The sequence below is a fragment of the Stenotrophomonas sp. NPDC077420 genome, assembly GCF_044543385.1.
Lineage (GTDB): Bacteria > Pseudomonadota > Gammaproteobacteria > Xanthomonadales > Xanthomonadaceae > Stenotrophomonas.
In genome coordinates this window covers 104,550-128,320 of record NZ_JBITVZ010000003.1, presented here as the reverse complement: position 1 = coordinate 128,320, position 23,771 = coordinate 104,550, and the positions used below count along the sequence as shown (strand labels likewise).

Below are 23,771 nucleotides of genomic sequence, written 5' to 3'. Positions count from 1 at the left end.
GCTGGTCAGCGAAATCGACCGCGTCGCCAAGCAGTCGGACTTCAACGGCACCAAGCTGCTGGACGGTTCGTTCTCCAGCCAGCTGTTCCAGGTCGGTGCCAACGCAGGCCAGGCCATCGCCATCGACAAGGTGGTCAATGCCAAGGCCAGCGCGCTCGGCGCGGCAACCTTCGCCACCGCCGGCAAGATCGAAGTGGACGGGGCCGATCTGGCCAGCGGCACGATCGGTGCGATGACCGTCGGCGGCATAGCGCTGGGCGATGTGAAGTTCGACTACGTCGCCGGCGCCGATGCGGCCAACCAGGCCAACGCAGTGAAGGCGATCACCGCCGCCATCAGCAGCAAGCTGGGTGAGACCGGCCTGCTCGCCGCGCAGGCGGTGGATGCCAACGGTGCCGCCATCGCCGGCGAGATCACCCTGACCTCGGTCAAGGCCGATGCCAAGCTGGCCGACCTGGCCGTGGCCGGCGCGGGCGCTTCGGTGGCCGGCGTCACCACCACCGACGTCACCGCCAACACCACCGCTTCGCACCTGTCCGACCTGAAGATCGACACCGTTGCCGGTGCCCAGCAGGCGCTGGAAATCGTCGACAAGGCGCTGAGCTCGATCAACAACACCCGTGCCGACCTGGGCGCGGTGCAGAACCGCTTCACCTCGGTCGTTGCCAACCTGCAGACCTCCACCGAAAACCTGTCCGCCTCGCGCAGCCGCATCAAGGACACGGATTTCGCCAAGGAAACCGCAGAGCTGACCCGTACCCAGATCCTGCAGCAGGCCGGTACGGCCATGCTGGCCCAGGCCAACCAGGTGCCGCAGAACGTGCTCAGCCTGCTGCGCTGAGCCACGCGTCCACGCCGCCGGCATTTCCGCCGGCGGCGCGGGCAAACCCCAGGAAGCACCAAACCCCTTGCAGGACCGGGCCATGTCCATGGCATCCGTGGCCATCGCCCGCCCCTGCGGCCGAACCGTTATCAGCGCTGTAAGTTTGACTGAACTCCCCGGGTGGCTTCGTCTCCCCCCGCTTTTTTCAGTAGCCTGAGCCCTCCCCTGCATTGGGGGAGGGTTTTTTACAGACCCCTGGCCGGACCGTACCGCGTCCCGCCCTATATGCCCTGCAATGCGCGTGCCAATCTTCCGCGCCCTGCCGCTGGCACAACTCCTGCATCAACGTGGATCTAAAGACCCGGCGGCCGTGGCCGCTAATTTCGTTGACAGACAGGAGAAACAGCGTGGCTGACTTTGGTTACGGCGGCATCGGTTCGGGACTGGATATTTCCGGCATGGTGGCCAGCCTGGTCGCGGCCGACCGCAAACCTGCGGACAACGCGCTCAACCTGCAGCAGTCGAAGGCCAAGATGCAGCTGTCGGCGGTGGGCACGGTCAAATCCGCGTTCGACGTGCTCAGCACCTCGCTGAAGGCGCTCAAGGCCTCCACTGCCTTCGACGCGCGCCTGTTCAACGTGACCAAGAGCGGCACCGACGAGATCCTGACCGCCAGTGGCACCAACGATGCCGCCACCGGCACCCACGTGGTCAAGGTCGAGCAGCTGGCGACCGCCAACAAGTGGATCGCCGATACTGCGATCCCCAAGACCAAGGCCTTCGGCGCCGGAACCCTGACGCTGGACGTTGGCGTGGGCGACAAGATGAAGTCGCTGGACATCCAGGTCGAGGCCGACGACACCCTGTCCTCCATCCGCACCAAGATCGACAAGGCCGCGCGCAGCCTGGGCGTGCAGACCACCCTGATTGCCTCCGGCGACGACCAGTACCTTTCGCTGTCGCAGGAGAAGTCCGGCACCGCCAACGCGATCAAGCTCCGTGCCGGCAGCGGCAACGCCGACCTGACCGCGCTTGCTGCCAGCATGTCCGAGCGCACCCCGGCGGCCGACGCCAAGCTCACCATCGACGGCGTGGCCGTGGTCGCCAGCGAGAACACCGTCACCGACGTGGTCCCCGGCCTGACCCTGAACCTGAAGAAGGTTGGCGAGAGCAACGTCACCATTAGCAGCGACGTGGCGGCCGCGCGCAAGGTGATGCAGGACTTCGTGACCGCCTACAACGGCGCGCTCGCGGCGATCAACACGGCGACCAAGTACGACATCGAGAACAAAGAGCCGTCCTCGCTGACCGGCGACGCGCAGATGCGCGGCGCCGCCAGCCAGCTGCGCTCGATGATGAGCGGTGTGCTGAAGGACCTGACGGCCAACGGCCTCGACCCCAAGACCCTGGGCCTGCAGACCCGCGCCTACCCCAATGCCGACGGCAGCCTGGTGCTGGACAACACCAAGTTCGAAGCGGCCTTGGTCAACCAGGCCGGTGCGGTACGCCAGGCCTTCACCGGCGACGACGGTGCGGCCACCAAGCTGTTCAACATGGTCGACGGCTACACCAGCACGACGGTCGGCAAGGAAGGCGCCTTCGTCTCCCGCACCAAGAGCATCAACGCCACCCTGACCGACATCGACAAGCGCCGCGCCGCGCTGGACGTGCGCATGACCGGTGTCGAGGAGCGTTACAAGAAGCAGTTCCTCGCACTGGACGCCCTGATGGGCAAACTCAGCCAGAGCAGTTCGGCGTTGAGCCAGCAGCTGAGCCAGCTGTCGGGTTGAGCCAGGCGCTCAAGTTGGGCGCGCGCTCGGCCGATATCGGTACCAACGATGCATACCGCGAGGCGCCCCGGCCCGCACGAAGGAGACAGGATCCATGTACGGTTCGAACCGTCAATTCACCGAGCAGTACCGCAAGGTCGGCGTGCAGAGCTCGATCATCGATGCCGACCCGCACAAACTGGTCGCCCTGCTGCTGTCGGGCGCGCTTGAACGCGTCCGCCTGGCCCAGGCCTGCCTCGAAGGCGGCGACCAGGCGCGCAAAGGCAAAGCGATCGGCGAGGTCTGCGCCATCGTCGGCCATCTGAACGGTTCGCTGGATCACGAGGCCGGCGGTGAAATCGCCGGCAACCTGTCGGCTCTGTACGATTACGTCATGCAGCGCCTGACCGAAGCCAACCTGCATAACGACCCCGAGGCGTTGCGCGAATCGCTGGAACTGCTGGGCGAGATCGACGCGGCGTGGAATGCCATTCCGCACGACCAGCGCCAGCCCGCTGCGGTTGCCCTGTGATGGACGCCGGGCTTTCACTGGCCTGCCTCAACGCCGACCTGGACGCGGTGGAAGCCGCCCTGCGCGTGGACGATTACCTGGCCGCCGGTGAATCGCTGGATGACCTGGACCGCCACCAGCGGGCCTGGCTGGCGCAGCCCGACGCGCTGGCCGACGTGGCCGGCCTGACCGCGCTCGAAGGCCGCCAGCAGCGCATCCTGCGGATGATGGGCGAGCAGCGCGATGACGCGGCGCGCCATCTGCGCCAGGGCGTTGCCGCCGGCCGCGCCGCGCGCGCCTACCTCACCGCCGAATCCCTGTCATGAACGAACCGCGCCCCAGCGACATCCATCACCCGGCCGAAAGCGAGCTGTTCGATGAGACGCTGAGCTGCGAACTCGCGCTGCCGGCCGAATTCCGCCTGGGCAGCGCGGTGATCCGTCCGGGCAGCGCCGAAACCCTGTTGCGCAGCGTCGCCCTGGTCGAGGACGCCCGCGGCGACGACGGCCATGATGACCGGGGCGAGACCAGCACCCAGCTGCAGCGCCTGGAAGCCAAACTCGACCTGACCATGGTGCTGCTGGGCCGCCTGGTCCGGCAGCGTGCCGAGGACCTCGACCTGCGCCCCTTGCGCTGGTCGCACCGGGGCATCCGGCTTGAACTCGGCGCGCGCACCGGCGCCCCGGCCGGCAGCCTGGGAACCATCCGCCTGCAGCCCTCCGACTGGCTGCCCGATCACATCGACCTGCCGGTGTCCGTTGCGGCCGAAGCCGCCAGCGGCAGTGGTTCGTACTTCCTGTGGTTGCGCTTCGAACCCATGAGCGATGGGCTGGAAATGGCCCTGGAGCGCCATCTGTTCAGGCTGCATCGCCGACAGGTAGCGGACGCGCGCCGGGCCCGGTAGCGCCGGCCGTTGGCCGGCCTTGGCGATCCGCGAAACGCCAGGTCCCGGTAGCGCCGGCCGTTGGCCGGCCTTGGCGATCCGCGAAACGCCAGGTCCCGGTAGCGTCGGCCGTTGGCCGGCCCAGGCAATCCGCGAAACGCCGAATCCGACTAACAGTCGGATCTACCGCGCTTGGCGTTGCCTCGCGCCTGGCCTTGCCTCGCGCTTGGCTCCCGGCGCCAGGTCCGGTAATGTGAAGAACTTCTTGACCTTCGCAACCCTCCTGCCCGTGCGCGTTCTCATCGTCGACGATCACACCCTGGTCCGCGCCGGCCTCAGTCGCCTGCTCCAGGGCTTTGCCGACGTGGAAGTGGCGGCCGAGGCCAGCAATGCCGAACAGGCCCTGCAGATGGCCCTGCTGCATTCGCCCGACGTGATCCTGATGGACCTGTCCCTGCCCGGCCGCACCGGGCTGGAGGCGCTGAGCGACATCCTGGTGCGTGCGCCCGGGACCCGCGTGGTGATGATGACCATGCACGACGATGCCGTGCACGTGCGCGACGCGCTGGACCGCGGCGCGGTCGGCTTCGTGGTCAAGGACGCTGCCCCGCAGGAACTGGAGCTGGCCCTGCGCGCCGCACATGCCGGGCAGGTGTTCCTGAGCCCCCAGATCTCGGCCAAGATGCTGGCCCCGATGCTGGGCCGCGAAAAGCCGGTGGGCGTGGCCGCCCTGTCGCCGCGCCAGCGCGAGATCCTGCGCCAGATCGGCAAGGGCGAAAGCAATAAGGAAATCGCCGCCGACCTCGGCATCAGCGTCAAGACCGTGGAGACGCACCGCGCCCGCATGATGGAGTCGCTCGGCTGCCGCCGCGCCAACGATCTGCTGCTGCTGGCCGCCCGGCACCAGCACGAACTGGAGTGATCGGCGTCGGTTCCCCGACACCAGAAGGCCATCAGCGCGGCCGCCGTCGGAATTCCGATCCAGCCACGCCGCCCCCGGTCCACGCAACGACAGGGGTTTCGCCCGAAAACGGCGTCAAAAAACCGGAATACGGTAGGGAATTTCCCTACACCCTGTCAGGAACCTGACGACCCCACTCAGGAACCCCCTGATTTCCCCCACAGGGGATCACAAGCAAGATGTGTTCCATAACGCACCGGGGAGTCGGTGCGACGGGGAATACACACATGAAGCCGACCATGTCGACCCAGCTGGGTCAGCAGCTCCACCTCACGCCGCAGCTCCTGCAGTCGATCCGCCTGCTGCAGCTGGACGGCATGCAGCTGGAGCTGGAGATCACCCGTGCGCTGGAGGCCAACCCGCTGCTGGAGCTGGACGAAGCCCCGGCGCCGGAAGCGGCGCCCAGCACCGACGCCGGCACCACGGTGGAAGTGGCCGCGTTCGACGAACTGCCCGAGCCGGCCATGTGGGACGTGGCCGGCGCCAGCTGGCACGACGGCGACGACGACCGCCTGCAGCGCATCGCCGCCGACGAATCCAGCGACCCGCAGCTGCGCGCCCTGCAGCGCCTGTCGCTGGAGCTGGACGCACGCGGACTTGCCGTGGCCCGTTTCTGGCTGGAGCACTGCGACGACGCCGGTTACCTGGATGCGCCACTGGAGCAGCTGACCCTGCTGGCCAGCGCCCACTGCGACGTCGACGCGGCGGGCGTGGAAGCGGTGCGCCAGCAGATCCTGCACGGCGACCCGGCCGGCCTGGCCGCCCGCGACCTGTACGAATGCCTGTCGGTGCAGTTGCGTGCCCTGCACGGCCGCGTGCCGGCCCGGCCCCTGGCCCAGCGCGTACTCGACCACGGCCTGGCGCTGCTGGCCACGCATGACTACGCCGCCCTCGCCGCCCAGCTGGACGCCGAAGTGGCCGACATCCACGAAGCGGTGCGCCTGATCCTGTCGCTGCAGCCGCGCCCGGGCGAGAGCCTGTTGCCGGACACCGCCGGGGCGGTCATCCCGGACGTGGTGGCCTGGCATGCCGACGGTCAGTGGCGGGTCGCCCTCAACCCGGCCACCAGCCGCCGCCTCAGCATCAATGCCAGCTATGAAAGCGCCCTGGCCGACGCAGGCGACAGCGCCCAGCCGCTGCGCGACATGCTGCAGGAAGCCCGCTGGCTGACCCGCGGCCTGTCGATGCGCTATGACACCCTGCTGCGCACCACCCGGGTCATCATTGAACGCCAGGCCGGTTTCCTCAGCCGTGGCGAGGAAGCCATGGCGCCGCTGACCCTGAAGGAAGTGGCCGATGCGATCGGCATGCACGAGTCCACGGTCTCGCGCATCACCACCGGAAAGTACCTGCAGACCCCGCGCGGCACCCTCGAACTGAAGCACTTCTTCGCCGTGCGCCTGGAAGGCGCCAGCGTCTCCGGCCAGGCGGTGAAGGCCATGGTGCGGCGCCTGATCGACGCCGAACCGGCCGGCAAACCGCTGGCCGATGAAGCCATTGCGGGACTTCTGTCACGCCAGGGGGTGAATATTGCCCGCCGAACCGTTGCAAAATACCGCGAACAACTGGACATCGCGCCGGCCCGTGAACGCCGCCGGCACAGTGCCCGCACCCCGCTACTGGCCCGGGTGGGCTGAGGAAGTACACGACATGAACAAGCTCACCGTGCTGCTGGTGGACGACCACGAAGGCTTCATCAACGCGGCCATGCGCCACTTCCGCAAGGTCGACTGGCTGGACGTGGTCGGCAGTGCCGGCAATGGCCTGGAAGCCATCGAGCGCTCCGAGGCGCTGCGCCCGCAGGTGGTGCTGATGGACCTGGCCATGCCGGAAATGGGCGGGCTGCAGGCCACGCGCCTGATCAAGAGCCAGGACGACGCGCCGTACATCGTCATCGCCAGCCATTTCGACGACGTCGAGCACCGCGAGCACTCGCTGCGCGCCGGCGCCGACAACTTCGTCAGCAAACTGTCCTACATCCAGGAGGTCATGCCGATTCTGGAAGGCTTGAAGGAGGCCACGCCATGAGCGAGTCGCGCATCCTGGTGCTGGACAACGACGCCGTGCGCGCCGAACGCACCGTCAGCCTGCTGGAATTCATGGACTTCAACCCGCGCTGGGTCGCCGACGCGGCCGACTTCGATACCACCCGCCACCGCGCCACCGACTGGATGGCGGTGATCATCGGCGGGCTGGAACCCGGCGAGCGCAGCGAGGCTCTCTTCGCCTGGGCCGGCCAGGGTGCACTGCCGCCACCGGTCATGCTGATCGACGGCGACGCCAGCGCCTTCGCGCAACGCCACGGCCTGCATGAAGCCAACGTGTGGCCGCTGGAAGCGCCGCTGCGCCACGCACAGATGGAAGCGCTGCTGCGCCGTGCCAGCCTGAAGCGGCTGGATGCCGAACACCAGGCCGGTGCCGTGCAGGACCAGGGTCCGACCGGCGACGGTGCGGCGGTGAGCGCGCTGCGCCAGATGATCGAACAGGTGGCCGCATTCGACACCACCGTGCTGGTGCTGGGCGAGTCGGGCACCGGCAAGGAAGTGGTGTCGCGTTCCATCCACCAGCGCTCGCCGCGCCGCGACGGTCCGTTCGTGGCGATCAACTGCGGTGCGATTCCGGCGGAGCTGCTGGAAAGCGAGCTGTTCGGTCACGAAAAAGGCGCGTTCACCGGCGCACTCAGCGCGCGCAAGGGCCGTTTCGAAATGGCCGAGGGCGGCACCCTGCTGCTGGACGAAATCGGCGACATGAGCCTGCCGATGCAGGTCAAGCTGCTGCGCGTGCTGCAGGAGCGCAGTTTCGAGCGTGTCGGCGGTAACCAGACCATCCGCTGCAACGTGCGGGTGATCGCCGCGACCCACCGCGACCTGGAATCGCGCATTGCCGAGGGCAAGTTCCGCGAGGACCTGTTCTACCGCCTCAACGTGTTCCCGATCGAGGTGCCGGCACTGCGCGAGCGCAGCGAGGACCTGCCGGCGCTGGTCACCACCATCGCCGGACAGCTGGCCCGCACCGGCCGTGGCGAAGTGCGCTTCAGCCCTGAAGCACTGCAGGCCCTGGCCGCCTACGAATGGCCGGGCAACGTGCGCGAGTTGACCAACCTGGTGGAGCGCCTGGCGGTGCTGCATCCCGGCGCCAGCGTGCGCGTGCAGGACCTGCCGGCCCGTTACCGCGGCGACTTCGCCGTGGCTGCACCGGCCGCCGCGCCTGCCGCGGCAGCGCCCAGCGATGAGCGGCTCGACCTGCGCAGTTTCTCGTTCCATGCCCCGGCCGCCGATGCGGCCACCGCGGCCAATGGCGGCGCAGCGGATGCCAAGGCCCCGGCCCTGCCCGATGCCGGCCTGGATCTGCGCAACCACATGGCCAACATCGAGCTGACCCTGATCAACGAGGCGCTCGAGCGGACCCAGGGCGTGGTCGCCCACGCCGCCCAGCTGCTCGGCCTGCGCCGCACCACCCTGGTGGAGAAGCTGCGCAAGTACGGCATCGAACGCGACCAGGCAGAACTGGCCGGCTGATCGCCCCAGGCTGGAATACAGCGCAAGGCCCGGGCTCGTCCCGGGCCTTGTCCGTTTCGGCCGATGGATTTCGTTCCCGTCTCTTTCACCCACGCCGAACGGATGACCTGAAACAGTCGCCGCACCCGCCTTGCGCGGGGAACCGGGGGTAGTTGCAGCGGCGTCGCCATCGGCAGCGGTGGTCGACGCTCGCTCGTTCGAGGGTAATGACCATGGCTACCGACAACAAACCGCCGACCTACGATGGGACGACGTCATCCAGTGCCACACAGAGCTTCGAAACGCTGACCAAGGGAGGTCTGCAACAGCTTACTGCCGAGCAGTTGGCGACGTTGAAAATGCTCGTGAACCAGCAGGTATCGGCTTCGCGTGGCGCAGAGACCTGAGGCGGACACCAGGCACAGGAGGCCCGGGATATTCCCGGACCTTCGGTCACGCTGCACGCCGTGCGTGTTTCCAGCGGGTGTCCGGCAGGTTGCCTCCTTCACCTGTTCGTGACGGCACCGGGCATAGCGTCGCCAGCAGCCGTATGCGGGGGAGACGCGTACGGGGAATCGGGGGATTCATGCAGATCGTCTGACCGGCCTTGCCCCGGCGGGCGCGCTGCCACCCGAGGATCTCCGCCATGGATCGTTCCTGGTATCGCATTGCACTGCGTGGTGTTTCGCGCGTCGCCCTCGCCCGTTCCATCCTCATCACCGGCGCGGCGCTTGGCGTATTCCTGTCAGCAGCGTCTCCCGTACTGGCCCAGTCGGTCTGCAACCAGACCGGCGGCACCGCGCCGACCGCGACCGGCGGCAGCGCCTTCGCCTGCGGTGACGGCGCGACAGCGGGCGGAGGGCTTGGCACAGCCTTCGGTACCGACAGCAGTGCCGCCGGCGGTAACGCGGTCGCTGTCGGCGGTCTGGCCAACGCCTCCGGTGAGTTCACTACTGCCCTGGGCCGCAGTGCCACCAGCAGTGGAGACGCCACCACCGCGGTCGGGTTCAACAGTGCCGCTACGGGAAGCAATTCCATCGCCATTGGCGCCAACTCGGTCGCTGACCAGGCAGACACCGTATCGGTCGGCGCAGCGGGCGCCGAGCGCCGCATCACCAACGTCGGCGCGGGCACTGCGGGCACCGACGGCGTCAATGTCAGCCAACTCAACGACACGGCAGCCACGACGCTCAACTCGGCCAACGCCTACACCGATGCCCAGGCCGACGCCACGCTGACCGAAGCGAACACCTACGCCGACCAGGTCGCCGGCGACACCCTGGTGGCCGCCAACCAGTACACCGACCAGCAGATCAACCAGATCGGCGGAATGGCGAGCGGCGCAGCAGCCGCACTGGAACAATTCAGGGCAGAGGCCAACGACCGCTTCGCGGGCATCGATTCCCGATTGAACGCCATGGATGACAGCCTGCGCACGATGGACAAGCGCATCAGTCGCCAGGCGGCCATGACCGCCGCATTCGTACAGAGCTCCGGCATGCCCGATGTCGGCCGCAACTACCTGGGTGCCGGAGTGGGCTGGTCGGAGGGCGAAAACGCATTTGCCGCCACGTTCCGCCGCCGGTTCACCGAGCATTTCACGGCGTCCGTCGGTGGCGCCAGGAGCGGCGATGAAAGCTCAGTAGGCGTGGGCGCCGGTTTCACCTGGTAACCGGTCCCCGCAACGGGTCCAGATGCCCGGCCAGCCCGGGCGTCGTTGTCTCCGGTAGCGCCGGCCGTTGGCCGGCCCCCGCCATGCCAGCCAAGATGCACCGCAACGGCGCGCGACCCGCGCCACCGGCCCGGCGTCGGTTTCCCGACGCCGGGGCGCCGGCGGCAGCCCGGCGGCGTACCGACACATCGGCTTTCCGTCGCGCCCGCCAGGTGACCGGTTGCGCATCGGGTCCCTGCAGCCCGCTATCACCACATCGCTGAACCACTCAGCCGTTTCGGCACGGGGCTTGCAACGTCATCACTCGAGATCCCCCAATCAGCCGGAACGTTCCAGATGTCACACTCCGTCACCTCGATCCTCTCCCAGATCCGCAGCTACCAGACCCAGGTCGGGCAGCCGGTCAGCCCGCTCGCCGAGAGCCCGCAGACCAATGCGCTGAAGGGCCTGGTCGCCCCGCAGGACGTGCAGGGCCCCAGCTTCACCGACACCCTGCGCGGCGCGATTGCCGGGGTCAACGAAGCGCAGCAGAAATCCGGCGCCCTCGCCCGCGCGTTCGAACTGGGCGAGCCCGGCGCCGACCTGGCCAAGGTCATGGTCGCCTCCCAGCAGTCCCAGATCGCCTTCCGCGCCACCGTGGAAGTCCGCAACCGTCTCGTCCAGGCTTACCAGGACGTGATGAACATGCCGCTGTAAGGATAGAACCGCATGGCCCTGTCGCTCACCAAGGAATCCCTGAACGCCGAAAAGGCGGGCCAGTGGTTCGACCGGCTGCAAAGCCTGCAGATCACCCGTCGGCTTGGCCTGATGGCGATGATCGCCGTGGCCGTTGCGGCAGGCCTGTTCGTGTTCTTCTGGTCGCAGAAGCCGGGCATGGTGCCGCTGTACACCGGCCTGGACCAGAAGGCCACCGCCGAGGCCACCGACCTGCTGCGCGCCGCGCAGATTCCGTTCGAACTGGACCCGGCCACCGGCGGCATCACCGTGCCGGAAAAGAACCTGCACGACGCCCGCCTGAAGCTGGCCGGTTCCGGCCTGACCGACAGCGGCCGGCTGGGCTTCGAGCTGATGGAGCGCGACCCGGGCTTCGGCGTCAGCCAGTTCATGGAAAACGCGCGGTACCAGCATTCGCTGGAAACCGAGCTGTCGCGCACCATCAACACCCTTCGCCCGGTGCGCGATTCGCGCGTGCATCTGGCCATTCCCAAGCCCAGCGCCTTCACCCGCCAGCGCGACGTGGCCAGCGCCTCGGTGGTGCTGGAGCTGCGCGGCGGCCAGCAGCTGGAGCGTGGCCAGATCGACGCCATCGTGCACATGGTCGCGGCCAGCATTCCCGACCTGGCCCCGGAACGGGTCACCGTGGTCGACCAGAGCGGGCGCATGCTCAGCGTGTCCGACCCGAACAGCGACGCGGCGATGAATGCCGCCCAGTTCGAACAGGTACGCCGCCAGGAAACCTCGTTCAATCAGCGCATCCGCGAACTGCTGGAACCGATGACCGGGCCCGGCCGGGTCAACCCGGAAGTCAGCGTGGACATGGACTTCTCGGTGATCGAAGAAGCCCGCGAGCTGTACAACGGCGAGCCGCAGAAGATCCGCAGCGAGCAGACCAGCGAAAACAGCACCAGCACCCAGGGCCCGCAGGGCGTGCCGGGCGCGGCCAGCAACACCCCGCCGGGCGCGGCCGCAGCCGCCCCGACGCCGGCCGCCGCGCCGACCGAAACCTCGCGCAACGCCACCCGCAACTACGAACTGGACCGCACCTTGCAGCACACCCGCCAGCCGGCCGGGCGCATCAAGCGCGTCTCGGTGGCGGTGTTGCTGGACAACGTGCCGCGCCCGGGCGCCAACGGCAAGACCACCGAGCAGCCGCTGTCGGCCGCCGAACTGACCCGTGTCGAAGCGCTGGTCAAGCAGGCGGTGGGCTTCGATGCCGAACGTGGCGACACCGTGTCGGTGATGAATGCCCCGTTCGTGCGTGAAGTGACCCCGGTGGAAGGCCCGAAGTGGTGGGAACTGCCGCAGGTCCAGGACGGGCTGCGACTGCTGCTCGGTGCCATCGTGGTGCTGGCGCTGGTGTTCGGCGTGCTGCGCCCGGCGCTGCGCTCGATCACCGGCACCCCGAAGAAGGCGCAGGGCAACGAGAGCCTGGAACCGCACAGCGCCGACGTGCAGCTGGTCGACGACGGCGAAGGCCTGCCCGCCCTGGGCAGTGATCGCGTACATCTCTCAGGGCAGGAGCCGCTGGCCCTGCCGGTGGACTCCTATGAGGAACGACTGCGCATGGCGCGTGAAGCCGTAAAGACCGACTCCAAGCGCGTGGCCCAGGTGGTCAAGGGCTGGGTGGCCAATGATTGACGCCGCCGCCCCCGCTCCGCTCAGCGGCGTGCAGCGCGCCGCCGTCCTGCTGCTCTCGCTCGGCGAAGTGGAAGCCGCCGATGTGCTCCGCCACATGGAGCCCAAGGAAGTACAGAAGATCGGTATCGCCATGGCCACCATGAGCGACATCACCCGCGAGCAGGTCGAGCGGGTGATGGACCAGTTCAACACCGAGCTGGGCTCCAAGACCTCGCTGGGCGTGGGCTCGGACGACTACATCCGCAACATGCTGGTGCAGGCGCTGGGCAGCGAAAAAGCCGGCAACCTCATCGACCGCATCCTGCTGGGCCGCAACACCACCGGCCTGGACGCGCTGAAATGGATGGACCCGCGTGCGGTGGCCGACCTGGTCCGCAACGAACACCCGCAGATCATCGCCATCGTGATGGCCCACCTGGAAACCGACCAGGCCGCCGAAGCACTCAAGCTGCTGCCCGAACGCACCCGCGTGGACGTGCTGCTGCGCATCGCCACCCTGGACGGCATTCCGCCGAATGCCCTGAATGAATTGAACGAAATCATGGAGCGCCAGTTCGCCGGCAACCAGAACCTGAAGTCGTCCAACATCGGCGGCGTGCAGTGCGCGGCCAACATCCTGAACTTCATGGACAGCGGCCAGGACCAGGCCATCCTGGGCGAAATCTCGCGCATCGATGCCCCGCTCAGCGCGCGCATCCAGGAAAAGATGTTCGTGTTCGACGACCTGATCGACCTGGAAGACCGCGAACTGCAGCTGGTGCTGCGCGAAGTCAGCGGCGAACGCCTGGGTCTGGCCCTGCGCGGCGCCGACATCAAGGTGCGCGACAAGATCACCCGCAACATGTCCCAGCGTGCCGCCGAGATCCTGCTCGAAGACATGGAGGCACGCGGTCCGGTGCGCCTGTCCGACGTGGAAGCGGCGCAGCGCGAGATCCTGGCCATCGTCAAGCGCATGGCCGATGAAGGCACCGTCACCCTGGGCGGCAACGCGGAGGCCATGCTGTGAATACTGCCGTGCGCTGGCTTGCCCCCGACCTGCTGGCCGACCCGGCCGCCGTGCAGGATGACCCCTTTGACACGTTCGAGGAGGTGCCCGAGCACGATCCCGAACCGCTGCTGCAGCTGCCCACCCTGGAGGAGATCCAGGCGATCCAGGACGCCGCACAGAAGGACGGCTTCGAACAGGGCCATGCCGACGGCCACGCCCAGGGCCAGGCCGAAGTGCGCCGCCTGGTCGCCCAGATCGAAGGCATCCTGGACAACTTCAGCCGGCCGCTGGTTCGCCTGGAAAACGAAGTCGTGGCCGCGCTGGGCGAACTGGCGGTACGCATTGCCGGCACCCTGGTCGGCCGTGCCTACGAGGCCGACCCGGCCCTGCTGGCCCAGCTGGTCGGCGAAGCCGTCGATGCGGTCGGCGGTGCCAACCGCGAGGTGGAAGTACGCCTGCACCCGGACGACATCGCCGCGCTGGCGCCGCTGCTGCAGCTCTCGCCCAACCAGCGCCTCACCCCCGACCTCACCCTGAGCCGTGGCGACCTGCGCGTGCATGCGGAAGCCGTGCGCATCGACGGCACCCTGGAGGCGCGCCTGCGCGGCGCGCTGGACGCGGTGCTGCGCAAATCCGGAGCCGCCGCATGAACACCGAGCCCCTGCCCCCGCCCGCCGCCGACTGGTCGGCGGCACGCAACCTGCGCCTGGCCGCGCGCCTGGACGGCATCAAACCCGACGGCGCGCATGGTCGCGGCCTGATCCGCGAAGGCGTGCTGCGCCGCGCGGTCGGCCTGACCCTGGAAGCGGTCGGCTGCGAATCGCCGATGGGCGCCAGTTGCAAGGTCGAAGTGGCCGATGGCGGCTGGGTCGACGCGGAAGTGGTCGGCTTCGCCGGCGAACGCACCTACCTGATGCCCAGCGCCGAACTGCACGGCCTGCTGCCCAATGCCCGCGTGGTGCCCTCGCTGGGCCGTGGCGGCGTCGAAGTCGGCGAAGGCCTGCTCGGCCGCGTCATCGACAGTGACGGCGTGCCGCTGGACGGCAAGGGGCCGATCCGCGCCGAAGGCACCGTCGGTATGGCCGGCGTGTCCATCAACCCGCTGGCGCGCGAACCGATCACCCAGCCCCTGGACGTGGGGGTGCGCGCCATCAACGCCCTGCTGCCGATCGGGCGCGGCCAGCGCGTGGGCCTGTTCGCCGGCTCCGGCGTCGGCAAGTCCACCCTGCTCGGCATGATGACCCGCTACACCGCCGCCGACGTGATCGTGGTCGGCCTGATCGGCGAACGTGGCCGCGAAGTGCGCGATTTCGTCGAAAGCACCCTAGGCGAGGAAGGCCTGCGCCGCGCCGTGGTCGTGGCCAGCCCGGCCGACCGCCCACCGCTGGCCCGCCTGCACGGCGCCTACCGCGCCACCGCGATCGCCGAATGGTTCCGCGACCAGGGCCTGAATGTACTGCTGCTGATGGACTCCTTGACCCGCTTTGCCCAGGCCCAACGCGAAATCGGCCTGTCGGTGGGCGAACCGCCCACCACCCGCGGCTACCCGCCGTCGGTGTTCGCCAAACTGCCGGCGCTGGTGGAACGCGCCGGCAACGGCGCCAAGGGACGCGGGTCGATCACCGCCTTCTACACCGTGCTGACCGAAGGCGACGACCCGCAGGACCCTATCGCCGACGCCGCCCGCGCCATCCTCGACGGCCATATCCTGCTTTCGCGCCGGGTTGCCGACAGCGGCCTGTACCCGGCCATCGACGTGGAATCCTCGGTCAGCCGCGTGGTCACCGACATCGCCGACGAACCCTGGCGCCTGCGCATCCGCAAGCTCAAGCGCCTGGTTTCGGCGTACTCCAGCAACCGCGACCTGATCGCCATCGGCGCCTACCAGCGCGGCAACGATCCGGCCACCGACGAAGCACTGGAACGCTGGTCGGACATCGTTGAATTCCTTGGTCAGGACGTCGGCAAGGCCGCCGACCTGCCGCACAGCCAGGCCGCGCTCAAGCGCCTGGTGGAACCTGAGGGCTAAGCCATGCAATCCAAGCGCATCGACCCCCTGCTCAAGCGGGCCCAGGACCATGAAGACGAAGTCGCCCGCGACCTCGCCGAACGCCAGCGCGCGCTCGACACCCACCTGTCGCGCCTGGACGAACTGCGCCGCTATGCCGAGGAATACGCCAGCGCGCAGATGGCCGCCACCAGCCCGGCCCAGCTGCTCAACCGCCGCGCCTTCCTCGACCGCCTCGACAGTGCCGTCGCCCAGCAGCGCCAGACCGTGGACAGCAACCGCGAAAAGGTCGAAGCCGAACGCGCCCGCCTGATCCTGGCCAGCCGCGACAAAGCCGTCCTCGAACAGCTCGCCGCCAGTTATCGCGCCCAGGAAAAGGTCCTGGTCGATCGCCGTGACCAGCGCGACATGGACGACATCGGCGCCCGCCGCAGCCGCCTGGCGCGCGCCGCAGACACCGACACCGGAGATGCCCCGTGATGCCCCCCAGCCTGCCCGGCAGCAGCCTTGGCACCGCTGCAAGCAGCAGCCCCAGCCCCGCCACCCCGGGCAGCCGCAGCAACGCCAGCGGCGCCCGCAGCGACCGTCGGGACTTTGACGCCCTGCTCAAGGCCGACGCTGGCAGCAAGGACGCGCCGGCCAAAGCCGCCGCCGACAAGCCCACCCCCGACAACGCCAGCAGCACTCCCGGCGACGCCCCTCGCCGCCCCGCCGCCGACGCCACCAGCGACACCAGCGACGCCGCCGCCACACCGGCCGCGGCCGCCACCGACACGCCGGCCGGCAGCGAGCCCAGCGACGACACCGACACCGCCCCGTGGCCGCCGCTCGGCCTGGCCGGCCTGGCCCTGGCGGGCGTCGAAGCCGTTACCGTCATGGCCGCGCCCGCCGCCAACGCCGACACCGCACTGGCCAACACCGCCGCGGCCCTGCCCGTCGCGCAGACCGCCCCCACCAGTGCAGTGACCGCATCCGCATTGCCCGGCGTCGACGCCAACAGCGCCGCCGGCACCCCCGCGCCCCTTGCCCTGCCAGCCGACGCCCTGGTCAGCGAAGACACCGCCGTGCCGGACGCCCTGGCCGATGCCATCGCCCACGCGGCCGGCGACGCCGACACCCCCGCCCCCCAGCTCCTGCACGCCCTGCACGCCGCCGCCGAACTCAAGGCCGCCGCCACCGCCAGCACGCCGTTCCAGGGCGAGCCGACCGCGACCCCGCACATCGGCGGCGACGACTTCGACGACGCCATGAGCGCCCGCATCGGCTGGCTGGCCGACCAGAAGATCGGCCACGCCACCATCAAGGTCACCCCGCACGACCTCGGCCTGATCGAAGTGCGCCTGCAGATGGACGGCGACAAGGTCCACGCCACCTTCAGCAGCGCCCACGCCGACGTCCGCCACGCCCTCGAATCCAGCATTCCGCGCCTGCGCGAGATGCTGAACGACCAGGGATTCCAGCTGGGTAATGCCGACGTAGGCCACCAGCAGACCGCGCAGGATGGCAAGGCAAACGGCGGGCAGGCAGGTCACGGAAACGCCGACGGAGACACGGCATTGGTCGAAACCACCCTGTCGCCATCCCAGTTGATGCGACAGCGCGGATTGGTTGACGCATACGCGTAAAGCCGGCCCGACCAACGGTCGGGCCCTACCGCTCTTGCCTGCCATGGCGCCTTCGAAGGCCGTCAAATTCCCGGCAACGAAAAACCGTCGGGGTTCGGCACAGCGTTTGCATGTAGCCAGGAAGCAATCCTATGGAGCTTCCCCTCGTGGCCGCAGCCGCTGACAAAACCAAGAAATCCACCGACAAGGACAAGGCCGCCAAGCCGCGCAGCCCCCTCCTGGTCACCGCCCTGATCGCCGTCGTCGCCGCTGGCGCCGCCGGTGGCGGCGTGTGGTACTTCACCCAGTCCCACGACGAGAAGACCCCCGCCAAGGCCGCCACCGCCAAGTCGGCCGTGCCCGCCCCCGCCCAGTACTTCGGCCTCGAACCGCCCTTCGTGGTCAACCTCAGCAGCAGCTTCGACGGTCCCCGCTACCTGCAGGTCGAGGTCCAGCTGATGACCCGCGACCCCGCCGCCCTCGAAGCCATCAAGCTGCACGCCCCGGCCATCCGCGCCAAGCTGCTCATGCTCTTCTCCCAGGTCGAACCGGCCCAGATCGCCGACCGTGCCGGCAAGGAAAAGCTCCAGGCCGACTCCCTCGCCGAAGTACAGAAACTGCTCAAGGCCGAAACCGGCAGCAAGGGCGTCGACGAACTGCTGTTCACCAGCTTCGTCACCCAGTAAGGGCCTCCCATGAACGACCTGCTCTCCCAGGACGAAATCGATGCCCTGCTGCACGGCGTCGACTCCGGCGCCGTCGAAACCGAAGTCGATACCCTCGCCCCCGGCGAAGCGCGCAACTACGACTTCGCCAGCCAGGACCGCATCATCCGTGGCCGCATGCCGACCCTGGAGATGGTCAACGAACGCTTCGCCCGCCTCTGGCGCATCGGCCTGTTCAACCTCATCCGCCGTTCCGCCGAACTGTCCGTGCGTGGCATTGAACTGATCAAGTTCAACGAGTACATGCACTCCCTGTACGTCCCCACCAACCTCAACCTGATCCGCTTCAAGCCCCTGCGCGGCACCGGCCTGATCGTCTTCGAACCCACCCTGGTGTTCGCCATCGTCGACAACTTTTTCGGCGGCGACGGACGCTACCCCACCCGCATCGAAGGCCGCGAATTCACCGCCACCGAAATGCGCGTCATCCACCTCCTGCTCAAGCAGACCTTCGCCGACCTGCGCGAAGCCTGGGCCCCGGTGATGGATGTCGAGTTCGAATACATCAACTCCGAGATCAACCCCCACTTCGCCAACATCGTCACCCCCCGCGAATACGTCGTGGTCTGCCGGCTGCACGTCGAACTCGACGGTGGCGGCGGGGACATCCACGTCACCCTGCCGTACTCCATGCTCGAACCGATCCGCGAGCTGCTCGATGCCGGCATCCAGAGCGACCGCAACGACCGCGACGAGAGCTGGGGCACCATGCTGCGCGAACAGCTCAACATCGCCGAAGTCACCCTGTCCAGCGTCCTGGCCACCAAGCGCATGAGCCTGCGCGACCTGACCACGCTGAAGATCGGCGACATCCTGCCCATCGACCTGCCCGCCCAGGTCCCGGTCTGCGTCGAGAACATCCCCGTCTTCACCGGCCAGTTCGGCGTCGCCAACGGCATGAACGCCGTAAAGATCACCGCTACCCACCCGCCGGGCACCCGCCCGCGTGTTCCCGTCATCCAGGAAGACCCGCAATGAACGACATCCTCGAGTCCAACGAACCGGCACCGGCGCAGTTCACCACCCTGCAGTCCGACGACACCCATGCCGGCTCCGACCTGAACCTTGACGTCATCCTCGACGTCCCGGTCACCCTGTCGCTCGAAGTCGGCCGCGCCCGCCTGCCGATCCGCAACCTGCTGCAGCTCAACCAGGGCTCGGTGGTCGAACTCGAACGCGGCGCCGGCGAATCGCTGGACGTGTTCGTCAACGGCACGCTCATCGCCCACGGCGAAGTGGTCGTCATCAACGACCGCTTCGGCGTGCGCCTCACCGACGTGGTCAGCCCCAGCGAACGGATCCGGAGACTGCGTTGATCGCCTCGGTCCTCCTCGCCGCCGCCGCCCCCGCAGGCAAGGTCGGCCAGCATGCCGCCGCCGCGCCGAGCATGTTCGGCGCCGTGCTGGCCCTGTTTGGCGTGCTGGCCCTGATCGTCGGCCTTGGCTGGCTGCTCAAGCGCATGCCCGGCAGCGGCTTCAAGCCCGCCGAAGGCCTGCGCATCGTCGCCAGCCTCAACGTCGGTGCCAAGGAACGCGTCGTCGTTGTCGACGTCAATGGCCAGCAGCTGCTGCTCGGCGTCACCGCCGGCGGCATCACCACGTTGCACCACCTGCCCGACCCCCTGCCCACCCCGGAACCGGCGCGCCTGCCGGATCTGAAGAACCTGCCGAATTTCGCCCAGCTGCTGCAACAGCGGCTGCGCAAGGAAAAATGATCATGCGTCGCCGCCGAGCATCCTGCCTTCGTTACCTGCCGCTGCTGTTCGCGCTGCTGCTGTGCGCCCTGCCCGCACTGGCCTGGGCCGCGCCCGGCGCGCCCGCCGTGCCCAACCTGCCCGACGTGAACGTCGGCAAGATCGGCGGCGCACCGGTCAGCCTGCCGCTGCAGACCCTGCTGCTGATGACCGCGATCACCCTGATCCCGTCCATGCTGCTGGTGCTCACCGCCTTCACCCGCATCATCATCGTGCTCGGCCTGCTGCGCCAGGCGCTGGGTACCGGCCAGACCCCCTCCAACCAGGTCCTGCTCGGCCTGGCCCTGTTCCTCACCGCCATGGTCATGCTGCCGGTCTGGCAGAAGGCCTGGGGCAGCGGCATGGCGCCCTACCTCAACGGCGAGATCGACTTCCAGACCGCCTGGACCCTCACCACCCAGCCCCTGCGCGCCTTCATGCTCGCCCAGATCCGCGAAACCGACCTGATGACTTTCGCCGGCATGGCCGGGCACGGCACCTACGCCAGTCCCGACGCCATTCCGTTCCCGGTGCTGGTCGCTTCGTTCGTCACCAGCGAACTGAAGACCGCGTTCGAAATCGGCTTCCTGATCTTCATCCCGTTCGTGATCATCGACCTGGTCGTGGCCAGCGTGCTGATGTCGATGGGCATGATGATGCTCTCGCCGATGCTGGTCTCGGCGCCCTTCAAGATCCTGCTGTTCGTGCTGGTCGACGGCTGGGTCCTGGTGGTCGGCACCCTGGCCGCCAGCTTCAACGCCGTCTGAGGTTGCCATGACCCCCGAACTTGCCCTGACCGAACTGCGCGGTGGCCTGATCACCGTGCTGTGGGTTGCCGGCCCGCTGCTGCTCACCGTGCTGATCGTCGGCGTGGTGGTTGGCGTGGTGCAGGCCGCCACCCAGCTCAACGAACCGACCATCGCCTTCGTCGCCAAGGCCGCCGCGCTCACCGCCGTGCTGTTCGCACTCGGCAGCCTGCTGATCGGCCACCTGGTCGAATACACCGTCCTGCTGTTCCAGCGCATCCCGCACCTGATCGGATAGCCGCGCGATGGATTCGGCAACCCAGATGGCCGCCGACGGGCTCAACGCCTTCGGCATGATCGGCACCGTGCTGTGGACCATGCTGCGTATCGGCGCGATGATCATGGCGATGCCGCTGGTCGGCAGCCGTGCCGTGCCCTCGCGGGTGAAGGTCATGCTGTCCGGTGCCCTGGCCATCGCCCTGTCGCCGATGCTGCCACCGGTACCGGCCTGGACCGGGTTCGACGCCGCCACCGTCCTCAGCATCGCCCGCGAACTGGCCATCGGCATCTCCATCGGCTTCCTGCTGCGGCTGGTGTTCGAAGCCGGTGCGATGGCCGGCGAACTGGTGTCGCAAGGCACCGGCCTGGCCTTCGCGCAGATGAGCGACCCGATGCGCGGCGGCACCTCCGGCGTGATCGGCCAATGGTTCTACCTGCTGTTCGGCCTGTTGTTCTTCACCGCCAACGGCCACCTCGCGCTGATTTCGCTGTTGATGGACAGCTACAAAGCCGTGCCGATCGGCAGCGCATTGCCCGATATCGACGCCTTCCTCAATGTCGCACCGATGTTCCTGCTACAGGTCTTCCGCGGAGCGTTGACCTTGGCCCTGCCGCTCACCGTGGCGATGCTGGCGATCAACCTGGCCTTCGGCGTGCTTTCCAAGGCCGCGCCCGCGCTCAACCCGATCCAGCTCGGCCTGCCGGTCGCACTGTTGCTGGGCCTGTTCCTGCTCACCGTCCTGGCAGGCGAAATGGGACCGCCGGTACAGCGTCTGTTCGACGCCGCGTTCCAGGCCGCTGACAGCGTGACGCAGTAGCGCGACCCGCTCCCGACATACGTCAGCGTATGCCGGCGATGTGATGACGACGTGATCGCCAAATGAACTTTTTGGCAGATTTTGCGCTTGCCTTCGCCCACCCGCTGTCGTTTCATGCGCCTACGGCAGGGGGAAGCGTGCCGGAGCAACCGGCGTCGACGCGCGCGCGTGCCGGTCGAGTTGTCTGCTGGGTACGCCAGGGAGAATCAGCATGCTGATCGGCAGTTACACCCAATGGTTGGTCGTGGTTTCACTGCTGGTCGCCATCCTCGCCTCGTTCACCGCGCTGGACATGGCCAACCGCGTCACCACCGCGCCCTCTCCACGCATCAGCGTGCTGTGGCTGCTCGGCGGCGGGTGCGCGATGGGCCTGGGCATCTGGTCCATGCACTTCATCGGCATGCTAGCATTCCGCCTGCCGATTCCACTGGGCTACGACCTGGCGCTGACTGCGGCATCGCTGCTGGTCGCCATGGCCTCGTCCATCTTCGCCTTGTGGCTGGTATCGCGTCCCACCCTGCCGCATTCGCGCCTGGCGCTGGGCGCGGTGCTGATGGGCTGCGGCATTGCCAGCATGCATTACATCGGCATGTCCGCGATGTTGATGCGGCCGGGCATCGAATACCACGCCGGCTGGTTCACGCTGTCGGTGCTGGTGGCCGTGGCGGCGTCGTGGGTCGCCTTGTTTGTCGCCTTCCGCCTGCGTCACAGCGATACCCGGCTGCACCACCGCATCGTGCCCGCGGTGCTGCTCGGCACGGCGATCGTCGGCATGCACTACACCGGCATGGCCGCCGCGCGGTTCCCGGCCAACAGCGTGTGCGGCGCCGCCGCCGGGGACGGCCTGCAGACCCAATGGCTGGGGGCCCTGGTGATGGTGCTGACCATCGGCATCCTCGCGGTGGTGCTGCTGGTGTCGTGGCTGGACCAGCGCCAGCAGGCGCAGTTGCTGCGGTTGCGCAACCAGCGCCTGCGCAGCTCGCTGGACGACGCCGAAGCCGAACTCAGCCAGGCCGCGCTGCACGACCCGCTGACCCACCTGCCCAACCGCCTGCTGCTGCAGCAGCGCATCGACCAGGCGCTGGTGGACGCCGAGCTGCGCGGCGGTCGCTTCGCGGTGATGTTCATGGACCTGGACGGGTTCAAGCAGGTCAACGATGCCTATGGCCACCAGACCGGCGACTCGCTGCTGGTGGCCGTGGCCGCGCGCACCCGCCAGCTGCTGCGCCCCGCCGACATCCTGGCGCGGCTGGGCGGCGACGAATTCGTGCTGGTGGTGGCCATCGAGAACGATGAAGACGTGGCCACCGTCGCCAGCCGCATCATCCAGGCCATCGGCAAGGGCAACCTGGTGCCCGGCCACGACCTGCAGATCACCGCCAGCATCGGCATCGCGATCTGCCCCGACCATGCCGCCACCGAGCGCCAGTTGATGGGATACGCCGATGCGGCGATGTACCAGGCCAAGGAGTCCGGTCGCAATGCCTACGTGGTGTTTTCCGAGTGGATGAGCGACAGCGCCGAGCAGCAGTTCCGCCTGCTGGCCGACCTGCGACGTGCCGTGGAACTCAAGCAGCTGTTCCTGCAGTACCAGCCCAAGGTGCGGGTCAGTACCCACCAGGTGTGTGGCGCCGAAGCGTTGCTGCGCTGGCAGCACCCCGAGCAGGGCCTGATCCCGCCGGACCGGTTCATCCGCCTGGCCGAACGCAGCGGTGTGATCAACGAGCTGGGGCGCTGGGCGCTCAATGAAGCCTGCCGGCAACTGCGGCGCTGGCACGACGCCGGCCACGACAACTGGTCGATCTCGGTGAATCTTTCGCCGATCCAGTTCGGCTCACCCTACCTGCTGCAGGAAGTCAGCGATGCGCTTGAGCGGCACCGGGTGGAACCACGCCGGCTGGTGCTGGAAATCACCGAAAGCGCGGTGATGCGCGATACCGAGACCAGCCTGCGCCTGCTGCAGTCGCTGGCGCGGCTGGGCGTGGGTATCTCCATCGACGATTTCGGCACCGGGTATTCCAGCCTGCTCTACCTGAAACGGCTGCCGGCCACCGAAATCAAGATCGACCACGCCTTCATCCGCGACCTGGAAAACAGCTCCGAAGACGTGGTGATCGTTTCGGCCATCGTGGCCCTGGGCCATGCCCTGGACATGGACATCGTCGCCGAAGGGGTGGAGACCGCCGGCCAGCGTGCCTACCTGGAGCGGCTCGGCTGCGACTTCCTGCAGGGCTACCTGCTCGGGCGCCCGGTCGACCCGGAGCGCTTCATGCAGCTGCACGACCTGCCCCGCCCGCGCATGAGCCTGGCCCCGGAACTGAACACCCTTGGCGGCGGGCATTTCCTGGAGTGAGGCGCCAGCCACGCAGGGCGTGGCTCTACTGCCAACATCGACTG

The 23,771-nt window shown here is 68.2% G+C and carries 26 protein-coding genes; all 26 read left to right on the top strand.

From position 1 onward, the window contains the following. Positions 1-841, top strand: an 841-nt coding sequence (locus ACIGII_RS04260) for a flagellin (RefSeq protein WP_399657420.1), incomplete at its 5' end; no start/stop codon positions are given. Between the two features lie 389 nt (positions 842-1,230). Then, positions 1,231-2,613, top strand: a complete 1,383-nt coding sequence (gene fliD, locus ACIGII_RS04255; protein WP_399634080.1) for a flagellar filament capping protein FliD — start codon at positions 1,231-1,233, stop codon at positions 2,611-2,613. Positions 2,614-2,707: 94 nt separating this feature from the next. Beyond that, positions 2,708-3,124: a flagellar export chaperone FliS gene (fliS, locus tag ACIGII_RS04250; RefSeq protein ID WP_145477720.1), complete on the top strand. Its 417-nt coding sequence runs from the start codon at positions 2,708-2,710 to the stop codon at positions 3,122-3,124. Further along, positions 3,124-3,429 (top strand): hypothetical protein, encoded by a 306-nt coding sequence (locus tag ACIGII_RS04245; protein ID WP_399634082.1) that lies wholly within the window; start codon positions 3,124-3,126, stop codon positions 3,427-3,429. Before fliS ends, ACIGII_RS04245 begins: the two co-directional genes overlap by 1 nt. Further along, a complete protein-coding gene (locus ACIGII_RS04240) occupies positions 3,426-4,007 on the top strand; it encodes a PilZ domain-containing protein (RefSeq protein WP_399634084.1) in 582 nt (193 codons plus the stop codon). The genes ACIGII_RS04245 and ACIGII_RS04240 overlap by 4 nt, the downstream gene beginning before the upstream one ends. A gap of 268 nt (positions 4,008-4,275) precedes the next feature. Beyond that, complete coding sequence (locus ACIGII_RS04235) at positions 4,276-4,908, top strand: response regulator (RefSeq protein ID WP_399634253.1); 633 nt, start codon at positions 4,276-4,278, stop codon at positions 4,906-4,908. Positions 4,909-5,174: 266 nt separating this feature from the next. Next, positions 5,175-6,584, top strand: a complete 1,410-nt coding sequence (rpoN, locus tag ACIGII_RS04230) for an RNA polymerase factor sigma-54 (RefSeq protein WP_399634086.1) — start codon at positions 5,175-5,177, stop codon at positions 6,582-6,584. Positions 6,585-6,597: 13 nt separating this feature from the next. Next, complete coding sequence (locus ACIGII_RS04225; protein ID WP_399634087.1) at positions 6,598-6,975, top strand: response regulator transcription factor; 378 nt, start codon at positions 6,598-6,600, stop codon at positions 6,973-6,975. Continuing rightward, positions 6,972-8,465, top strand: coding sequence for a sigma-54 dependent transcriptional regulator (locus tag ACIGII_RS04220; protein ID WP_399634089.1), 1,494 nt, complete (start codon positions 6,972-6,974; stop codon positions 8,463-8,465). The genes ACIGII_RS04225 and ACIGII_RS04220 overlap by 4 nt, the downstream gene beginning before the upstream one ends. A gap of 212 nt (positions 8,466-8,677) precedes the next feature. Then, a complete protein-coding gene (locus ACIGII_RS04215) occupies positions 8,678-8,851 on the top strand; it encodes a hypothetical protein (protein WP_399634091.1) in 174 nt (57 codons plus the stop codon). Between the two features lie 239 nt (positions 8,852-9,090). Continuing rightward, on the top strand, positions 9,091-10,116 hold the full coding sequence (locus ACIGII_RS04210) for a YadA-like family protein (RefSeq protein ID WP_399634093.1): 1,026 nt from the start codon (positions 9,091-9,093) through the stop codon (positions 10,114-10,116). Between the two features lie 336 nt (positions 10,117-10,452). Next, positions 10,453-10,812 carry a flagellar hook-basal body complex protein FliE gene (fliE, locus tag ACIGII_RS04205; protein WP_145477728.1) on the top strand — a complete coding sequence of 120 codons (360 nt, stop codon included), beginning with the start codon at positions 10,453-10,455 and terminating at the stop codon, positions 10,810-10,812. Positions 10,813-10,824: 12 nt separating this feature from the next. Next, positions 10,825-12,474 carry a flagellar basal-body MS-ring/collar protein FliF gene (gene fliF / locus ACIGII_RS04200; RefSeq protein ID WP_399634095.1) on the top strand — a complete coding sequence of 550 codons (1,650 nt, stop codon included), beginning with the start codon at positions 10,825-10,827 and terminating at the stop codon, positions 12,472-12,474. Continuing rightward, entirely contained in the window at positions 12,467-13,480 is a 1,014-nt protein-coding gene (gene fliG, locus ACIGII_RS04195; protein ID WP_399634097.1) for a flagellar motor switch protein FliG, read from the top strand. The genes fliF and fliG overlap by 8 nt, the downstream gene beginning before the upstream one ends. Further along, positions 13,477-14,112 (top strand): FliH/SctL family protein, encoded by a 636-nt coding sequence (locus ACIGII_RS04190; RefSeq protein WP_399634099.1) that lies wholly within the window; start codon positions 13,477-13,479, stop codon positions 14,110-14,112. The genes fliG and ACIGII_RS04190 overlap by 4 nt, the downstream gene beginning before the upstream one ends. Continuing rightward, the gene (locus ACIGII_RS04185) at positions 14,109-15,491 is read left to right on the top strand and encodes a FliI/YscN family ATPase (RefSeq protein WP_399634100.1); all 1,383 of its coding nucleotides are present in this window, start codon (positions 14,109-14,111) and stop codon (positions 15,489-15,491) included. The genes ACIGII_RS04190 and ACIGII_RS04185 overlap by 4 nt, the downstream gene beginning before the upstream one ends. Positions 15,492-15,494: 3 nt before the next feature. Continuing rightward, positions 15,495-15,950 carry a flagellar export protein FliJ gene (gene fliJ / locus ACIGII_RS04180; protein WP_399634102.1) on the top strand — a complete coding sequence of 152 codons (456 nt, stop codon included), beginning with the start codon at positions 15,495-15,497 and terminating at the stop codon, positions 15,948-15,950. Continuing rightward, the gene (locus ACIGII_RS04175; RefSeq protein WP_399634254.1) at positions 15,950-17,095 is read left to right on the top strand and encodes a flagellar hook-length control protein FliK; all 1,146 of its coding nucleotides are present in this window, start codon (positions 15,950-15,952) and stop codon (positions 17,093-17,095) included. Before fliJ ends, ACIGII_RS04175 begins: the two co-directional genes overlap by 1 nt. Positions 17,096-17,226: 131 nt before the next feature. Next, entirely contained in the window at positions 17,227-17,760 is a 534-nt protein-coding gene (gene fliL, locus ACIGII_RS04170; RefSeq protein WP_399634104.1) for a flagellar basal body-associated protein FliL, read from the top strand. A 9-nt stretch (positions 17,761-17,769) separates the two neighbouring features. After that, complete coding sequence (gene fliM, locus ACIGII_RS04165) at positions 17,770-18,777, top strand: flagellar motor switch protein FliM (protein ID WP_399634106.1); 1,008 nt, start codon at positions 17,770-17,772, stop codon at positions 18,775-18,777. Beyond that, positions 18,774-19,115 (top strand): flagellar motor switch protein FliN, encoded by a 342-nt coding sequence (gene fliN / locus ACIGII_RS04160; RefSeq protein WP_399634107.1) that lies wholly within the window; start codon positions 18,774-18,776, stop codon positions 19,113-19,115. The genes fliM and fliN overlap by 4 nt, the downstream gene beginning before the upstream one ends. After that, a complete protein-coding gene (fliO, locus tag ACIGII_RS04155) occupies positions 19,112-19,513 on the top strand; it encodes a flagellar biosynthetic protein FliO (RefSeq protein WP_399634108.1) in 402 nt (133 codons plus the stop codon). Before fliN ends, fliO begins: the two co-directional genes overlap by 4 nt. Before the next feature lie 2 nt (positions 19,514-19,515). Continuing rightward, the gene (gene fliP, locus ACIGII_RS04150) at positions 19,516-20,298 is read left to right on the top strand and encodes a flagellar type III secretion system pore protein FliP (RefSeq protein ID WP_399634110.1); all 783 of its coding nucleotides are present in this window, start codon (positions 19,516-19,518) and stop codon (positions 20,296-20,298) included. Positions 20,299-20,305: 7 nt separating this feature from the next. Further along, positions 20,306-20,575: a flagellar biosynthetic protein FliQ gene (locus tag ACIGII_RS04145; RefSeq protein WP_102945495.1), complete on the top strand. Its 270-nt coding sequence runs from the start codon at positions 20,306-20,308 to the stop codon at positions 20,573-20,575. A 7-nt stretch (positions 20,576-20,582) separates the two neighbouring features. Further along, on the top strand, positions 20,583-21,374 hold the full coding sequence (fliR, locus tag ACIGII_RS04140; RefSeq protein ID WP_399634112.1) for a flagellar biosynthetic protein FliR: 792 nt from the start codon (positions 20,583-20,585) through the stop codon (positions 21,372-21,374). Between the two features lie 211 nt (positions 21,375-21,585). Continuing rightward, complete coding sequence (locus ACIGII_RS04135; RefSeq protein ID WP_399634114.1) at positions 21,586-23,727, top strand: putative bifunctional diguanylate cyclase/phosphodiesterase; 2,142 nt, start codon at positions 21,586-21,588, stop codon at positions 23,725-23,727. Positions 23,728-23,771: the final 44 nt, after the last annotated feature.

Coding starts and splice junctions, on each gene's coding strand:
- fliN (WP_399634107.1), top strand. CDS start 18,774: ATGAACGACATCCTCGAGTCCAACGAACCGGCACCGGCGCAGTTCACC.
- fliJ (WP_399634102.1), top strand. CDS start 15,495: ATGCAATCCAAGCGCATCGACCCCCTGCTCAAGCGGGCCCAGGACCAT.
- fliR (WP_399634112.1), top strand. CDS start 20,583: ATGGATTCGGCAACCCAGATGGCCGCCGACGGGCTCAACGCCTTCGGC.
- ACIGII_RS04220 (WP_399634089.1), top strand. CDS start 6,972: ATGAGCGAGTCGCGCATCCTGGTGCTGGACAACGACGCCGTGCGCGCC.
- ACIGII_RS04210 (WP_399634093.1), top strand. CDS start 9,091: ATGGATCGTTCCTGGTATCGCATTGCACTGCGTGGTGTTTCGCGCGTC.
- fliE (WP_145477728.1), top strand. CDS start 10,453: ATGTCACACTCCGTCACCTCGATCCTCTCCCAGATCCGCAGCTACCAG.
- ACIGII_RS04240 (WP_399634084.1), top strand. CDS start 3,426: ATGAACGAACCGCGCCCCAGCGACATCCATCACCCGGCCGAAAGCGAG.
- fliS (WP_145477720.1), top strand. CDS start 2,708: ATGTACGGTTCGAACCGTCAATTCACCGAGCAGTACCGCAAGGTCGGC.
- fliF (WP_399634095.1), top strand. CDS start 10,825: ATGGCCCTGTCGCTCACCAAGGAATCCCTGAACGCCGAAAAGGCGGGC.
- ACIGII_RS04225 (WP_399634087.1), top strand. CDS start 6,598: ATGAACAAGCTCACCGTGCTGCTGGTGGACGACCACGAAGGCTTCATC.
- fliM (WP_399634106.1), top strand. CDS start 17,770: ATGAACGACCTGCTCTCCCAGGACGAAATCGATGCCCTGCTGCACGGC.
- ACIGII_RS04245 (WP_399634082.1), top strand. CDS start 3,124: ATGGACGCCGGGCTTTCACTGGCCTGCCTCAACGCCGACCTGGACGCG.
- ACIGII_RS04135 (WP_399634114.1), top strand. CDS start 21,586: ATGCTGATCGGCAGTTACACCCAATGGTTGGTCGTGGTTTCACTGCTG.
- ACIGII_RS04175 (WP_399634254.1), top strand. CDS start 15,950: ATGCCCCCCAGCCTGCCCGGCAGCAGCCTTGGCACCGCTGCAAGCAGC.
- fliP (WP_399634110.1), top strand. CDS start 19,516: ATGCGTCGCCGCCGAGCATCCTGCCTTCGTTACCTGCCGCTGCTGTTC.
- ACIGII_RS04185 (WP_399634100.1), top strand. CDS start 14,109: ATGAACACCGAGCCCCTGCCCCCGCCCGCCGCCGACTGGTCGGCGGCA.
- fliG (WP_399634097.1), top strand. CDS start 12,467: ATGATTGACGCCGCCGCCCCCGCTCCGCTCAGCGGCGTGCAGCGCGCC.
- fliL (WP_399634104.1), top strand. CDS start 17,227: ATGGAGCTTCCCCTCGTGGCCGCAGCCGCTGACAAAACCAAGAAATCC.
- rpoN (WP_399634086.1), top strand. CDS start 5,175: ATGAAGCCGACCATGTCGACCCAGCTGGGTCAGCAGCTCCACCTCACG.
- ACIGII_RS04215 (WP_399634091.1), top strand. CDS start 8,678: ATGGCTACCGACAACAAACCGCCGACCTACGATGGGACGACGTCATCC.
- ACIGII_RS04145 (WP_102945495.1), top strand. CDS start 20,306: ATGACCCCCGAACTTGCCCTGACCGAACTGCGCGGTGGCCTGATCACC.